General features: G+C 33.1%; 17 protein-coding genes and 1 tRNA gene. 4 read left to right on the forward strand and 14 right to left on the reverse strand.

The annotated features are described in order from the left end of the window. Positions 1-123 precede the first annotated feature (123 nt). The 8 genes from M9C82_05280 to M9C82_05315 all read right to left on the reverse strand — a co-directional run bounded on the left by M9C82_05280 (position 124) and on the right by M9C82_05315 (position 7,373). On the reverse strand, positions 124-1,029 hold the full coding sequence (locus tag M9C82_05280; GenBank protein ID URQ73363.1) for an FTR1 family protein: 906 nt from the start codon (positions 1,027-1,029) through the stop codon (positions 124-126). A 44-nt stretch (positions 1,030-1,073) separates the two neighbouring features. Beyond that, positions 1,074-1,150: transfer RNA gene (locus tag M9C82_05285), tRNA-Ile, on the reverse strand. Positions 1,151-1,156: 6 nt separating this feature from the next. Continuing rightward, entirely contained in the window at positions 1,157-2,953 is a 1,797-nt protein-coding gene (gene rpoD / locus M9C82_05290) for an RNA polymerase sigma factor RpoD (GenBank protein ID URQ73364.1), read from the reverse strand. A 66-nt stretch (positions 2,954-3,019) separates the two neighbouring features. After that, positions 3,020-4,777 carry a DNA primase gene (gene dnaG / locus M9C82_05295; protein ID URQ73365.1) on the reverse strand — a complete coding sequence of 586 codons (1,758 nt, stop codon included), beginning with the start codon at positions 4,775-4,777 and terminating at the stop codon, positions 3,020-3,022. Then, positions 4,778-5,185 carry a Holliday junction resolvase RuvX gene (ruvX, locus tag M9C82_05300; protein URQ73366.1) on the reverse strand — a complete coding sequence of 136 codons (408 nt, stop codon included), beginning with the start codon at positions 5,183-5,185 and terminating at the stop codon, positions 4,778-4,780. Then, positions 5,182-5,733, reverse strand: a complete 552-nt coding sequence (locus M9C82_05305) for a TonB C-terminal domain-containing protein (protein ID URQ73367.1) — start codon at positions 5,731-5,733, stop codon at positions 5,182-5,184. The genes ruvX and M9C82_05305 overlap by 4 nt, the downstream gene beginning before the upstream one ends. Continuing rightward, a complete protein-coding gene (gshB, locus tag M9C82_05310; protein ID URQ73368.1) occupies positions 5,730-6,668 on the reverse strand; it encodes a glutathione synthase in 939 nt (312 codons plus the stop codon). The genes M9C82_05305 and gshB overlap by 4 nt, the downstream gene beginning before the upstream one ends. Then, a complete protein-coding gene (locus tag M9C82_05315; protein URQ73369.1) occupies positions 6,669-7,373 on the reverse strand; it encodes an RsmE family RNA methyltransferase in 705 nt (234 codons plus the stop codon). Positions 7,374-7,409: 36 nt separating this feature from the next. Here M9C82_05315 and M9C82_05320 point away from each other — a divergent pair, with 36 nt between their 5' ends. From M9C82_05320 to purD, 4 genes are read left to right on the forward strand one after another with little or no spacing between them, the layout of a single operon-like run. Beyond that, a complete protein-coding gene (locus tag M9C82_05320) occupies positions 7,410-7,967 on the forward strand; it encodes a phosphoglycerate mutase family protein (GenBank protein URQ73370.1) in 558 nt (185 codons plus the stop codon). Between the two features lie 53 nt (positions 7,968-8,020). After that, on the forward strand, positions 8,021-8,215 hold the full coding sequence (locus tag M9C82_05325; GenBank protein URQ74130.1) for a Fis family transcriptional regulator: 195 nt from the start codon (positions 8,021-8,023) through the stop codon (positions 8,213-8,215). A gap of 2 nt (positions 8,216-8,217) precedes the next feature. Further along, positions 8,218-9,777: a bifunctional phosphoribosylaminoimidazolecarboxamide formyltransferase/IMP cyclohydrolase gene (gene purH, locus M9C82_05330; protein ID URQ73371.1), complete on the forward strand. Its 1,560-nt coding sequence runs from the start codon at positions 8,218-8,220 to the stop codon at positions 9,775-9,777. Then, positions 9,778-11,046, forward strand: coding sequence for a phosphoribosylamine--glycine ligase (purD, locus tag M9C82_05335; GenBank protein URQ73372.1), 1,269 nt, complete (start codon positions 9,778-9,780; stop codon positions 11,044-11,046). Here the strand turns inward: purD and trpC are convergent. From trpC to rpe, 6 genes are read right to left on the reverse strand one after another with little or no spacing between them, the layout of a single operon-like run. Next, positions 11,043-11,777 carry an indole-3-glycerol phosphate synthase TrpC gene (trpC, locus tag M9C82_05340; protein URQ73373.1) on the reverse strand — a complete coding sequence of 245 codons (735 nt, stop codon included), beginning with the start codon at positions 11,775-11,777 and terminating at the stop codon, positions 11,043-11,045. The genes purD and trpC overlap by 4 nt on opposite strands. A 53-nt stretch (positions 11,778-11,830) precedes the next feature. Then, a complete protein-coding gene (gene trpD / locus M9C82_05345; GenBank protein ID URQ73374.1) occupies positions 11,831-12,850 on the reverse strand; it encodes an anthranilate phosphoribosyltransferase in 1,020 nt (339 codons plus the stop codon). After that, positions 12,847-13,413 carry an aminodeoxychorismate/anthranilate synthase component II gene (locus tag M9C82_05350; GenBank protein URQ73375.1) on the reverse strand — a complete coding sequence of 189 codons (567 nt, stop codon included), beginning with the start codon at positions 13,411-13,413 and terminating at the stop codon, positions 12,847-12,849. The genes trpD and M9C82_05350 overlap by 4 nt, the downstream gene beginning before the upstream one ends. After that, positions 13,413-14,759: an anthranilate synthase component I gene (gene trpE / locus M9C82_05355; protein ID URQ73376.1), complete on the reverse strand. Its 1,347-nt coding sequence runs from the start codon at positions 14,757-14,759 to the stop codon at positions 13,413-13,415. Before trpE ends, M9C82_05350 begins: the two co-directional genes overlap by 1 nt. 12 nt (positions 14,760-14,771) lie before the next feature. After that, positions 14,772-15,170 (reverse strand): DUF192 domain-containing protein, encoded by a 399-nt coding sequence (locus tag M9C82_05360; GenBank protein URQ73377.1) that lies wholly within the window; start codon positions 15,168-15,170, stop codon positions 14,772-14,774. Further along, positions 15,136-15,804: a ribulose-phosphate 3-epimerase gene (gene rpe, locus M9C82_05365; protein ID URQ73378.1), complete on the reverse strand. Its 669-nt coding sequence runs from the start codon at positions 15,802-15,804 to the stop codon at positions 15,136-15,138. Before rpe ends, M9C82_05360 begins: the two co-directional genes overlap by 35 nt. Between the last annotated feature and the right edge of the window lie 8 nt (positions 15,805-15,812).

Below are 15,812 nucleotides of genomic sequence, written 5' to 3' on the forward strand. Positions count from 1 at the left end.
CTAGTTCTGTAGATGATAATGATTCTCATTATTAATACAAATGATAATGAGAATGATTATCATTTTATATATACTTATTACCCTTAGTTATAAAGGTACAGTGTTAAAAAAGGTACTAACTGATTAAGTTGAGGCTGGATAAAATTTGCGCCAGGTGTATAAACCAAAAACCAAGGAAATGAACCACAGGATCAATTCATAATAATTAGGATTACTATTGTATCCAAAGAATCCTTTTAAAAAAGCCCCTACCCTTCCTGAGTCATGAAATAAATGAGTATATTTGCCTTCACCTTTAATGTCGTAAGTGTAAAGCCAGCTTTGATCCTGCTCAGATAATTCAGATTTAGGCTCAAGGATATTCCATGGCCTTGAGATATCTGATTTAGATTCATACCCAACTAACGACAACTGATCTGATTTAGCCAAATAACTTTCGATTTCGTGAGTTCCATAAGCAACCATCCCCGAAGCTAACAATACTAGTAAAAGTGTAGTCGCTTTGAAGAATTGTCTTATGTCAAATCTTTTCCCTTGAACTACGATCAAGTAACTTATGGCAATAGCAAGAGACATCCCTAAGAAAAAGCCCAAGTAAGAAAAGCTTCCAGTCAAAGAAAAGCTTCCGATAAGAAACACTACAGTTTCAAAACCTTCTCTAAGAATGGAGAAAAAGACTACAAAGAAAACTCCCCATGTAGAGGTCAAAGCAGCTTCTGTTTGTCCCTCCAAAGCGTTTCTGCTACTAACGTGTTTAGACAACCAAAAAATTACATACCAAATTAGTCCAGCGGTAATAAACATAAAAATAGCTTCGAACAAGGCTTTAAGAGAATCATTACCAATGGCTTCTCTTCCTAATATGACAAAATAAGCTACGATGAGACTTGCAATAAGTGAGGCGATTACTCCAAACCACAGCTTGGCTATAGCTCCACTAATATTCTGCTTAGCTAAAAAAACGTAAATTATTCCAACAATTAATGAAGCTTCAAGAGTTTCTCTAAAGACGATGATGAATTCATTCATAAAAACGAGATGATAATAGTTCTCATTAAAAAAGCAATTTTTTTTGGTGGGCCCGGGAGGACTCGAACCTCCGACCAACGGATTATGAGTCCGCTGCTCTAACCAACTGAGCTACAGGCCCTCAAGACTATTCGTCTAAAAATCCTTTGAGGTGTCCGGATCTTGATGGGTGTCTTAATTTTCTTAGAGCTTTTGCTTCAATTTGTCGAATTCTTTCTCGAGTGACATCGAATTGTTTGCCAACTTCTTCTAGAGTATGGTCCGTGTTCATACCGATCCCAAATCTCATTCTTAAAACTTTTGCTTCCCTGGCAGTCAAGCTTCCTAAAACTCCACCTGTTGCCTCTATTAAGTTAAATTCTGTCGCGGAATCTATGGGTGAATCTAATAATGGATCTTCGATAAAATCTCCTAATGTTGTATCGTCTTCATCGCCTATTGGCGTCTCAGTTGATATAGGTTCTTTTGCAATTTTCAGTACTTTCCTAATTTTGTCTTCTGGCATGTCCATCTTTTCGCTAAGTTCTTCTGGTGTTGGTTCTCTGCCATTTTCTTGAAGCATCTGTCGAGAAATTCTATTTAATTTATTTATCGTTTCAATCATGTGCACCGGTATTCTTATTGTTCTTGCCTGATCAGCAATTGATCTTGTAATTGCTTGTCGGATCCACCAAGTGGCATAAGTTGAAAATTTGTACCCTCTTCGATATTCGAATTTATCTACTGCTTTCATTAACCCGATATTTCCTTCTTGAATTAAATCCAAAAATTGTAATCCTCGGTTGGTATATTTTTTAGCAATTGAAATTACAAGTCTTAAGTTTGCTTCGATCATGTCTTTCTTAGCCCTTCTAATCTTTGTTTCTCCTTTTGTCATTTTAGAAGCCAAAGATTTTATTTCAGCAACCGAAAGTCCAATTTCATCTTCAATGTTTTTAATTTTATTTTGTAATGACTTGATATCATCTACGTGATCATTGAGCTCTCCAACGTAATTTTTTTTACTCTTAAAAATTGGATCTAAAAACTTAAGATTGGTTTCGTTTTCCCTAAAAATATCAAGAAACTCTTTTCTAGGCATTTTGCTTTTTTGAACACATAAGTTGTAAATGTCTTTTTCAATGCCTCTGATCTTTCTTGCCAACAATCTTGGTCTAAGTGAAATGACTTCAAACCTTTTAGGAGATAATTTTAGGAATTTAAAAATATTGCCAAGCTTTTCTAATTCTTTTGCTGCTGCTTCGTTGTCTCTACCTTTTTGGTCAATGATTTTCTCGGTTTTATTAAATTGCCTTTTCAGTGATGACAAACGTTTTTCAAGTTCTTGTAAATCAATTCCAGCAGCTTCTTCATCTTCTTCATTTTCATTAATGTCACCATTTTGTCCCGCCTGAGGTCCAGGCAAGACTTCTTCCTCTTCATCCATAAATCCAACAATGAGATCAGAAATTCGTTTGTCTTCTTTTTTGATTAAAGCGTATTCAAGGAGAAACTCTTCTATAATTCCAGGAAATTGTGCACAAGAATGAAGTAAATCTCGGGCTCCCTCCTCTATGCTTTTTGCAATGACAATTTCACCTTCTCTGGTCAGCAAGTCTACGGATCCCATTTCTCTCATGTACAGCCTTACAGGATCAGTAGTTCTGCCAACTTCAGATTCGATGGCTCCCATTTCATTTTCAGTAGGTTCAGGAGCCACTGGTTGACTAATGGCTTCCATAGCCTCAGATCCTTCCTCCGGAGCGTTTTCAACTACCTGCAAACCTAAGTCGTTAATGGTTTGAATTACTTCATCTAATTGATCTGGATCTGAAACATCTTCAGGGAGAAAATCATTTATGTCTGCAAAAGTTATGAATCCTTGTTCTCTACCTTTTTCAATTAATTCTCTCAGTCCATTATTTTCAATGTCTTCATCGTACATGTATTTATTAACCTCAAAAAAAGTATGGAATTATATCTTAAAACCAAAAAAAATTATCAAAATTATCTATATCTCTCTTAAAATTTTGATTTCAGTTTCATCTAAATTCTCAAAATTTTCCAACAAAATTTTCTTAAGTTCTATTTTTTCTCTTTCTTTCATATTACCTTCAAAATGCTTAGTCTTCAGACTTTCCAGGAAGCTAGTTTTGTTATTTTTTTGTAAAAAGTTTACAGCTTGGATTATGTATTCTCTTGCTGAATCCGGAGAGATTAAATTCCTATCTTCCGTTAGATTAATTAAAAAACTTTTTTCTGATTCAAAAGCATGAAGAATCATCGGAAATGTTGGCTTTTCTTTAGATCTTAAAAAGTTTATAAATTTTGAAACGAATTCATCTTTAGAATCTAACAGGACATTTAATTCCTCTAGATGGCCCATTTCTGGGTTATCAATAAGTGTTTTGATGATACTTTTTGTAACCTTGTCTAACTCAAGATCATTTTGTTTTTCTTTTGTAATTTTTACCTTTTTCTTATCAATTAAATTTTTTCCTTCGTTCTCAAGACTAATATTTACTTTTTTTGAAAATTCCTGAATTAAAATGTTTTTATAGTTACTTGAAGGCATTGAAGAAATTAAACCCAGAAATTCTTTTGCTGCCGCAGCTTTATTTTCAAGTGTTTCATCATATTTATTCAAAATGATTTCAAATAAATATTCAGATAAAACTTTTGATGAATCTATTCTTTTTTCAAATTGTTCTTTCCCTTCCTTTTCTAACAAACTTGAAGGATCTTCGGAATCTGGCAGAAATAAAAATTTTAATATTCTGCCGTCTTTTATGATTGGCAAAGCGATCTTCATAGCAGATTCAGCTGCCTTCATGCCAGCTTCATCTCCATCAAAGCAAAAGATCACTTCATCAACATGACTGAATAATTTTTCAAGATGATTCTTGCTAGTCGCTATTCCTAGAGTAGCAACTGCATAGGAAATATCGTTTGAAAATAGTGACAATACATCTGTGTAGCCCTCAACTACGACCATTCTTTTTAAATTCCTATTTTTATTTAGCACCTCATGCAATCCATAAAGCTCTTTTCCCTTCTTGAAAACTTCTGTTTCTGCAGAATTTAAATATTTGGGCATTTCATCTTCAATTACTCTTCCGCCAAAACCTATCACATGACCTTTTTTTGATTTTATTGGAAAAATAATTCTATTTCGGAATGTATCGTAAATTTTGTTATTATCATTTTTTTTAAATAAACCAACTTCATTTTTAATAAAATCTTTTTTGTCAATTTTTAAAAAATAATCGTGCAAGTTTGCCCACCCTGGTGGAGAAAAGCCCAGCTCAAAATCATGTATTACCTCATCGCTAATTCCTCTTTTATTCAAATATTCTTTGATTAAAGGTCCCCCAGGGTGATCTGAAATTTGTTTTACATAGAAATCCTTTGAAATTAAATTCGCTTCAACTATTTTTTTATATTTTTCAAAAGACTCACCTTGAACCCTCTGAGGAAGTTCTAAACCAGCATTAGTCGCCAAAGTTTCTACCGCATCTAAAAACTCTTTTGATTGATAATTCATCAAAAATCCTATTGCGTTGCCTGAAGCTCTGCATCTAAAACAATAATAAAATTGTTTTTGCGAGCTGACGCTGAAGGAAGGATTATTGCCATCTTCACAGAAAGGGCAAAGAGACCAATGATCTTTACCTTTCTTTTGAAGTGGAACAAAAGAGTCAATTAAAGAAACTATATCTGTCTCGTCTAGTACCCTTTGGATAAAATTGTCTGGTAAAAAACCTGCCATTTAAAGTTGTTCTCTTAAATAAGATTCTAAAGTTAATTTTGCTGCATATCCATGCGAATCTTCAGGAAGGAACAAATTATTATTTCTTTTGTCTATTTTATATTCCATAGAAGTCAAAGTTTCATCTTGAAAAAAAATTTCAATATCTATTTCTAAAGCTAATTTTTTTGAAAATTTTTCTATCTCTTTGCACATCTTGTTCATTGTTCCGTCGATATTGTAAGGCATACCAAATACTATCCTGTTAATACCCCACTCATCACAAATCTCGATAATTTTTTTCAAAAGTTTAATCTTCCCTTTGTAAGAGAATGAAAAAAAAGTATTTGAGGACTTAGAAATTGAGTTACCTATGGCAAAGCCAACATGTTTTATTCCATAATCAATGCTGAGAATTTTTAAAGTCACGTTTTAGGCATCCCAAAATTCCAATCCCGTACAATAGTAATTTCAGAAAATTCTTTCATTGAAGCATCGAAAGGTAAAAAAGGTGATGCCATTTCTAAAATTTCTATGGCTACATTATCTAGAGATTTATTTCCTGAAGATTTTAAAAGAGTGTAATTTATTAATTCACCTTGTGAATTTAATGTTGCCGAAAGTCTTAAAGAAACAAATTCATTTTGAGTAAAATATTTTTTAAATGCAGTATTCCCTATGCTTTCAATTTGTCGTTGCCAAGCGCTTACGTATAAATTTGCAGCCTTGTTGATTTCATTTTTTGTCAAAAGTTTTTTTGCAAGTTGGCCTTCTTTTAATTCTTCAAAACTGTTGCCAAGTTTTGTTATTTCAAATTTTGGAGCTTGATCAAATTCTTTGTACTCAGAGAAGTTTAAATTCACACTTACAATATTCTCTTCAATTATTTTTTGATTTGGGACAAAACTCAAACCAATTATGAAAAAAGAATGAAGACTAAAAGAGATAAAAAGGAAAACATAAATTTTCAATTTCATTTTTTGATATCTTTTAATTGATTCACGAAGATTTTAGCTAAATTCTCTCCCGTTTGATCCATCAATTCTCTAAAACAAGTTGGACAAGTAATGTTTATTTCAGTTAAAAATCCTCCAACAACATCTAAGCCTGCAATATAAATGCGTTCTCTAATCAGATCTTTTCTCAAAGAATCAACAATTTCTTTATCTCTATCATTCAATAGCTCAGTGAAGGCTTTCCCTCCAATGGCTAAATTTCCTCTGAAATCTCCTTCTGGTGGTTTTCTAAGAACAACAGAATTAGGAGGCTCGCCATTGATGACTAAAATTCTTCTATCTCCAGAATAAACGTCATCAATAAATTTCTGCATCATAAACATTTCTTGATTATTGTCAGAGACATTTTTTAATACTTCTTGATAATTTTCAGAAGTAATTTTTTGCACACCATTACCCCCCATTAGGCCGAGAGGTTTTATGACAGTTTTTTTATGCATCATTACAAATTCTTCCATTATCTTTTTATTTGCAGTTACTAATGTGTCTGTAATCAATTTAGGATAATTTAGAATGGAGAGTTTTTCATTGTAAGTTCTCAAACTTGACGGGCTATTAATGACCGCAAGGCCGTTTTTTTCTGCTGATTCTAATACGTATGTATTGTTAATAAAGTTCATATCAAACGGAGGATCTTGTCTCATAAGTACAGTGTCTAAAGTATCTAAAGAAATTTTTTCTTCTTCACCTAATGAGTACCATTTATCTTGATTCATGTAGACTTCTGCTCTTTGAATCAATGCCATAGGCGTTTGATTGGAAAAGAATAAATTCCTGTGATCTATATAGAAGAGTTCATGTCCCTGCTCTTGTAACTCAATCATTAATAGCAAGGTCGAATCCTTAAAATAATTTATTTCTGAAATAGGATTCATAACTACTCCTACCTTAAACATTTAAGACACCTCTTTTAAAATTTTTAACATAGATAATACTACTATTGGCATGGATTCTGTTTTGATAATCAAATCGCCGCAATTTATTCCGATAAAGCCATTTTCTTCAAATAGTTTTTTTTCTAATGCAGTAAATCCGCCCTCTGGACCAATACCTATATCTATGGAGGGAGTAATTTTTATGTCTTTCATACTCAATTCTGCTTTAGGATCTAAATAAAATTTAGATTCAAAATCTGAAGTCTCTATCCAGTCTTTTAATTGCATTTGGGAAATTTTTGGAATCCAATTTAACCCGGACTGCTCGCAAGAGCTGGCTGAAATTAAGCCCCATCGATGAAATTTTTCTTTTTTAAAATCTCTTAGTTTCGTTCTATCGCATATAAAAGACGTTAGCGAATTAACTCCAAGCTGAGATGAATCTTTTACGATTTTATCGAAATTTTTTACATGCGAAACTCCTAGATTCACTTTAAAAGAGGGAGGGTTGTCTTTTTTTATGATTCCACTCAATTTAATAGTAATAAAATTTTTTTTTATATTTTGAATTTCTCCTGAAGTTACACATCCCCTGCCATTAAAGATTTCAACTTGATGCCCTTCTTTTAGTCTCACAACTTTCAAATGATTTGATGACGCAAGGCTTAAATTAATCAAAGAATTAGACTTAATATTTTGTGGATAATATATCCTGGGTATCCTCATTCAGTTATTATTCCTAATCTTGATTAAAATTACACTATGACAGAAATAATATTAGTGAGACATGGAGAAGCATCGGCTTCTTGGCAAGAATCTACCGATCCTGGATTAAGTGAATTAGGAAAACGCCAAGCCGAAGAATGCGCTAATTTGCTATTGAATATTAACGAAATAGATAAGTATGAACTTGTCTCAAGTCCTCTCAAAAGAGCTATCGAGACAGGATCAAAACTTAAAGAAAAACTTAAGGGAAATCTAGTTATAAACTCCTCGTTTGCTGAGATACCCTCTCCAGGAATTTCTTTAAAAGATAGACAAACTTGGTTAAGAGAAATTTTTAATAAAAAAATATCGAATTTAAAAAAACCTCAAGCAGAATGGAGAAAAAATATAATTAACAAAATATGGCAAATTGAAAATCCTACGGTTATTTTTTCCCATTTCATGGTGATAAATACTATAGTAGGTTATGTGAAAAAGGATGAATCTATGGTTTGTTTTTATCCAGATAATTGCTCAATAACGAAATTAAATAAGTCCGAAGACGAAATTCATTTAACAAATTTAGGAAGTGAATTGTCTTCAAAAATAAACTGAAAGAACCATTGAACGAAGAAAAGAAAACTCTCAAATATCAAGTAGGTCTTTCAATGAGAAGATACTTCAAAAATCTTGATGGAAATAAACCTAAAGACGTATTCGAAATGGTTATGAAAGAAGTGGAAAAACCACTGTTAGAAGAAGTTATGATTCATTGCAATTGGAATCAATCAGAAGCTTGTAAAATGCTTGGAATAAATAGGGGCACGCTAAGAACTAAATTAAAATTTCACAAACTCATTTAATTATGTCCAAGAACACTTCGGTAAAAATAAAACGTGCTTTATTAAGTGTTTCAGATAAATCAGGAATAACCGAATTAGCTAAATCTCTTGAAAATGGAGGCGTAGAAATAATATCTACTGGAGGAACGCTAAAACACCTGGCAGATGCAGGTATTAAAGTAAAAGAGGTTTCAGATTTTACTGGCTCTCCTGAAATGATGGAAGGAAGAGTAAAAACTCTTCATCCAAAAATACATGCGGGAATATTATCTAGAAGAGAAAAAGATTTAGATGAAGTTAAAGAAAACTTTATTGAAGAAATTGATTTAGTAGTGATTAACCTTTATCCCTTTGAAGAAACAGTTAAGAAAAGAGTTTCAATAGAAGAAACTATTGAGAATATAGATATTGGAGGTCCAACCATAATAAGAGCTGCTGCAAAAAACTTTTATTACGTAACAGTACTTTCATCGCCTGAAGACTACCCTGATTTCATTGATGAATTTAGTAAAGATAATGAAGTAAATTACAAGACTAGATCTGAATTAGCGCGTAAGGCTTTCGATAAAATTTCAAAATATGACCTGGCCATTTCTAAGTATTTTAGTCCTAATAAGAAGGAAAACTTTCCAGATTTAATTTTTGATAAATATAAAAAAATCAGTGATCTAAGGTATGGTGAAAATCCTCATCAAATTGCTGCTTTTTATGAAGATTCAAAAACCGAATCAAGCGGAATATCTTCTTCAAATCAAATCCAAGGAAAAGAGCTTTCCTATAACAATATTGCTGATACAGATGCAGCAATTGAATGTGTAAGTAATTTTTCCCTACCAACTTGTGTAATAGTAAAACATGCTAATCCTTGCGGCGTCGCCTCTTCAAAAGAAAATTTAAGCGCTTATAAGAAAGCTTTTGCCTGTGATCCCACATCGGCTTTTGGAGGAATAATAGCCTTCAATAATGAGATGGACGAACCCACCGCCTTGTTTATAAAAGAAAATCAGTTCGTCGAGGTTGTAGCTGCTCCAAGTTTCTCACCTGAAGCTTTAAAAGCATTTAATGATAAGAAAAATATTCGTCTTCTCGAAGTAAAAAATTTAAAAAAAAGTACAAGCGGTATTAGATATCATTCAGTTAATTCAGGTCTACTTTTGCAAAGCATCGATATCGGTGAAATTGGTATTAAAGATTTAAAAATTGTATCGAAAAGAAAAGCTAACGAAACTGAAATTGACAATTCAATATTCGCCTGGAAAGTTTGTAAATACGTAAAATCAAATGCCATCGTGTATGCAAAAGATAAGCAGACTTTGGGAATTGGAGCTGGACAGATGAGTAGGATAGACAGCGCAGAAATCGCCGTGAGCAAGGCCAAAAAAGCAAATTTGAATTTAAAGGATTCCTGCATGGCATCTGACGCATTTTTTCCTTTTAGAGACAGTATTGATGAAGCTGCTAAAAATGGAATTACTAGCATAATTCAACCTGGAGGTTCAATAAGAGACGAAGAGGTTATCCAGGCCGCAGACGAAAACAATATGATAATGATTTTTACTGGAATGAGACACTTCAGACATTAGATGGATGTTCTGGTAATTGGTTCTGGAGGGAGAGAACATGCGATAGCATGGAAAATCTCACAAAGTAAATTAGCTAACATAGTATTTATCGCTCCTGGTAATGCAGGAACAGAAAGAGAGGAAAAAATAAAAAATATAGATATTGAAGTTGACGATATCGATTCTCTTTTGTCATTTGCTAAAGAAAAAAAAATTGATCTCACAATAGTTGGACCTGAAAATCCATTGGTTTCAGGAATAGTCGATCGATTCGAGGAAGAAGGCTTATTTTGTTTGGGACCTTGCTCAAAAGGAGCAAGATTAGAAGGATCAAAAAATTTTATGAAAGAAGTACTTGTCGCAGCTAATATCCCAACTGCAAATTATGCAGAATTTGACACGGCTGAAACTGCTCTGGATTACTTAGATCATCAAAAAATACCAATAGTTATCAAAGCAGACGGTCTTGCCGCAGGAAAAGGTGTCGTTGTGGCTTTTAGTAAAAATGAAGCTAAAAAGGCAATTACATCTTTCATGTTAGATAAAAAATTAGGAAGCGCAGGTTCAAAAATAATTATCGAGGAATTCCTGACTGGAGACGAAGCAAGCTTTATAGTTCTAACTGATGGAGACAATATAATTCCGCTTGCTACTTCACAAGATCATAAACAAAGGGATGACAATGACAGAGGTCCTAATACTGGTGGTATGGGAGCATATTCTCCTACAAATTTAATTAATGAAGAAATGAATGAAGAAATTCTTGAATCTATTATCAAACCCACTTTGGAAGAGCTGAAAAAAAGAGGGATAACCTACAAAGGATTTCTTTATGCAGGTTTAATGATAGATAAAAATAAAATAAAAGTTTTAGAGTACAACTGCAGATTTGGAGATCCTGAAACCCAACCAATTCTCATGAGAATGAAAAGTGATTTTCTAGAAATGTGTTACAAAGCATGTGAAAAAAAACTAAATGACTTCGCAATAGAATGGGAGAAAAAAGTTTCCGTAGGAGTTGTTCTCGCTTCAGGTGGGTACCCAGAAAATTATAAAAAAGGCTATGAAATAAATGGGATCCCAAAGGATAACGATAATCTAAAAATTTTTCATTGCGGTACAAAATCTAAAGATGGAAAAATTTATACCAATGGTGGCAGAGTATTATGCATAACTTCTAAAGCGGAGGAACTAGATAAAGCCATAGATTTAGCATACGCAGCTGTAAGAAAAATAAATTGGCAAGGGTCTTTTTATCGCTCTGATATTGGACAAAGAAAAATCAATTAAACACTTTCTGAGATTAACGCTTTTAAAGCTTTTCCAGGAGAAATTTGTTTCATAAATAACTCACCAATTAAAAATCCATTAATTCCTGCTTCTGAAAGGATTTTTAAATCTGATGCATTGTTAATCCCGCTCTCAGAAATTAAAGTAACCGTTTCAGGGATATTATCTTTTAAGTCTATAGAATTCTGAATGCTTACTTCAAATGTAGATAGATTTCTATTATTAATACCGAGAAGATTTGGCGAGATGGTTAAAGCAGTTTCAAGTTCATATAGGTTATGTACTTCTACTAGCACATCTAAATTAATAGAAGAAGCATAATCAAAAAAGTCTTTCAATTGAAATTTATCCAAAGCAGCGACAATAAGAAGGAGACAGTCTGCTCCAAATGCCTTGGTCTCGATAATCTGATATTCATCAACAATGAAATCTTTCCTCAAAAGAGGAATCTCTACTTCTTTTCTAATCAAATCAAGATAATCAATGTCTCCTTTAAAAAAAGGCTTGTCAGTAAGGATACTTAAACAAGATGCGCCGTTTCTTTCATAGTCAGTTGCAATTTCTACTGGATTGAATTCATCTCTTATGATGCCCTTACTAGGCGAAGCTTTTTTTATTTCAGCAATAATCGCTTGTTGATTTAAAGAAATTTTATTCTGAATTGATTTTGTAAACTCTCTTTTTGTATATTGTTCCGACAACTCTTCAAGATCATGTAGAGATTTCTTCATTTTAGATTTCTGAATTGTATTTTTAGTCTCTTCTATAATTCTTTCTAAAATATTCATTTGAAGCTATTTGAGATTTCTATTAATGCTTGAAGTTTTTCATTTGCTTTTCCTGAATGTATTATTTTTTCAGCAATCGAAAATCCATGATCAATTGAACTCGCGAGGCCTGAAGTATAAATAATTGCTGCAGCATTTAATTTGATTATTTCCTCTCCAGCTGGGAAAGATCCGTCTAAAGTCTTCATAACTTTCTCATAACTATCTTTTGCAGAGGTAACTTTTAAAAGATTGATATCAAAATTTTCAATATCAAAATCCTCAGGTTCTATTTCAAACTCTATAATTTTATTTTTTTTTAATTCTGCGACATAAGTTTTTCTAGCAGCACTAATCTCATCCAAACCATCTTCTGAGTGGAAGACCAATGCTCTCTCAGCGCCAAGTTTTTTCAAAGTTTCAGTAATTGGGATTATCCATTTCTTATCAAATACTCCTATGTTTTGTTTTAATGCTCCTGCTGGATTTGTCAATGGTCCAAGTAAATTGAATATTGTTTTTTTTCCTATTTTTGCTCTGGCTGGCATGACAAATTTCATGCCTGGATGATGATTTTGAGCAAACATAAAACCTATGCCAACAGATTCTAAACATTTGGAAACCTGTTCAGAGTCAATTGAAATGTTTACTCCTGCTGCTTCCAGAATGTCAGCGCTTCCGCTTACTCCAGTGGAGGTTCTGTTACCGTGCTTTGCTATCTTTACTCCTCCAGCAGCAGCAACAAAAGCAGAACAAGTTGAAATATTCATTATATTTTTTCCCAAACCACCTGTTCCACAACAATCTACTAAGTCTTTAAGATTAGTATTAACTTTAATTGAATGTTTGCGCATACTTTTTACGGCGCCTACGATTTCTTCAACAGATTCACCCTTTTCAGACAATGCTTGAAGGAAAGAAATTATTTTTTCCTCTGAAATTTTTCCCTCGAAGATTGCATTAATTATCTGAAATGTTTCATCTTCACTAAGATCTGAGCCGCTAGTAACATTTGAAATTATTTTTTCTATATTCATTTTAAATCCAAAAAATTCGATAATATTTTTTTTCCATTTTGAGTTTTTATAGATTCTGGATGAAATTGAACGCCGGCTACTTTTAAACTCTCGTGATGGACGCCCATAATAATTCCGTCTTCAGAAGTTGCGTTCACAAGAACTTCATTTGGCAAAGAACCTGGATCAATAATTAAAGAGTGATAGCGAGTCACTGTAAAGTTATCGTCAATTCCTCTAAATAAAAAATTCGCGTCATGCTTAATTCTTGAAAGTTTCCCATGCATTGGAACGGGAGCCTTGATAATTTTTCCACCAAAAGCTTCACCTATTGCCTGGTGTCCTAAACAAACTCCAAGAATTGGAAATTTTCCTTTGAAAGTTTTTATAAGCTCTAGAGAAACTCCAGCCTGTTTTGGAGCACAAGGTCCGGGAGAAATAACCAAATATTCTGGGTTTAAATTCTGAACATCTTCTATTGAGATTTCATCATTTCTGAAAACTTTTACCTCTTGTCCAAGCTCGCCAAAATATTGAACTAGGTTATAAGTAAAAGAATCATAATTATCAATCATCAAAAGCATTAATCCATCTCCTCAAGAGCATTAAAGATAGATTGAGCTTTGTTTAAAGATTCTTGATACTCTGCTTCAGGATCTGAGTCGTGCACGATTCCTCCTCCAGCTCTTACTTTTAATACATTTTTTTGAATAATCGCTGTTCTTATAGCTATCGCTGTATCCATATTTCCCGTCCAAGAAAGGTAACCAATTGCTCCTCCGTAAACTCCCCTCCTATCGGGTTCAAGCTCTTCAATAATTTCCATTGCTCTTACTTTAGGAGCTCCAGAAAGAGTTCCTGCTGGTAAGGTTGCTTTTAGCACGTCAATTGCTGATTGTCCTTGTTTTAAGTCGCCTATGACATTAGAAACTAAATGCATTACGTGAGAGTACTTTTCAATAACCATTTGATCCGTCGTTTCAACGCTACCAATATTTGCAATCCTTCCTACATCATTTCTTCCTAAATCTATCAGCATTAAATGTTCAGCAATTTCTTTTTCGTCATTAAGTAATATTTTTGCTAATTCTTGATCTTCTGTTTCATCCTTCCCTCTTTTAACTGTTCCTGCAATTGGTCTCACGGTGACTTGATTATTTTGTAATCTAACTAAAATTTCTGGAGAAGCTCCTACAATATGAAGATCATCTATCTTAAGAAAATACATATAAGGAGAAGGGTTTAGCTTTCTCAGCGCCTTATAAAGAGACATTGGAGAACCTTCAAAATTTGTAGAGAATTCCTGACCATAGACAACCTGCATAACGTCACCTTCGAGAATGTAATTTTTAATTTTTTTTACGTTTTGTAAATAATCTTTTTTTGAAACTGACGAACTGAATTCAATTTTATTTTTTTTTGAGTTTTCTTGATCTTCAAGTGGTGTGTTAATTTGTTGGAGAATTTCATCTATTCTTGAATTAGCTAGCTTCTCATTTTTCTCAAAGTCGTTAACAATAATAAATAAATTTTTTTCATAATTATCATAAACTATTAATTCATCAGAAATCATCAAAGAAATTTCGGCATAATTTAATTGGGGTTTTTTAGAATTGCTAAATTTTTTTTCAATGTGTCTGATTGTGTCGTAACTAAAGTATCCTACTAGACCGCCGGTAAAATCTGGCAAACCTTCAATTCTTTCAACTTTTTGAGACTTCATAAAATCGTCAATTTCATCAAGCGGAGAATCAGATAATTTTATTTTTTTGTCTGTAGGCAACCCAATAATAGAATATTTGGCCCATTTCTCTCCGCCTTCAACGCTCTCAAAAAAATAAGAATTTTTATCATCCAAAAATCTCATGTAAATTTCTAAGGGAGTAATTTCTTCACTAGGAATTTTTTTAAAAAAAGTTTTACGTTTCATTTTTTATAAATTTTACTGATAATTCAGGCCAAATTTTTTTGATAATTCCCCCCTATTTGCTTCGACCACAATTATGGCTTCATGACAAATTCTTTCTTTTGAGTAGGGAATTCCTTTTTCAAGCACTAACTCCTTGTCCTGATCTATGAATAAAATATCTATCGGAATACTTGTATTTTTCATCCACATACATCTCACTTGTTCATCTTTCCACAGAAAATGAAGTTGGTGGTTCGGTTTTAATTCTTTCTTAAACATTAATCCTTTTTTTCTGTCAATGTCACTGATTAGAAACTTAACGCAACTTTTAGAATTATTGTCATAGGAGTAGTCTTCTTCGCAATTAGTTTCAGCAAATCCAAAAGCTGAATGGATGCTAAGAAAAATTATCCCTAAGAGTTTTAACCGCATGGGAATAATTTTTGTGATTGAAGATAGCGGATCCTGCGACAAAAGTATCTGCACCTGCTAGAGAAATTTGAGAGACGTTATCTGAATTTACTCCACCATCGACTTCTAAGCGTATTTTTTTCTCACTCTCATCAATCAAGTTTCTCAGATCTCTTATTTTTTCTATAACTTCTGGAATAAATTTTTGACCGCCAAATCCAGGAAAAACGCTCATCAATAAAACTATATAAAGATCCTTTAAAAATGGTTTTAAAACATTTAATGATATATCTGGATTTAAAACTAATCCGGGTTTGCAACCAAGATTTTCAATAAGCTCGAGAGACTTCTCAGGATCCTTAGATGCTTCAGGATGAAAAGTGATAGAAGTAGCACCGCTGTCAGCAAACATTTTAATAAGGTCATCTACTGGCTCTACCATTAAGTGGACGTCAATGGGACAATTGATATCGTTTTTTCTTAAAGATTCACAAACCATTGGGCCAACAGTCAGGTTTGGGACAAAATGATTATCCATAACATCGAAGTGAATCCAGTCTGCTCCGGCTCTGAGCACATCTTTTACTTCTTCGCCTAACCTTGCAAAATCAGCTGATAAAATTGAGGGGGCTATTACGTTTGATTGTTTAGACATTTTCAAAT

The organism is SAR86 cluster bacterium (assembly GCA_023703675.1).
Lineage (GTDB): Bacteria > Pseudomonadota > Gammaproteobacteria > Magnimaribacterales > AG-339-G14 > AG-339-G14.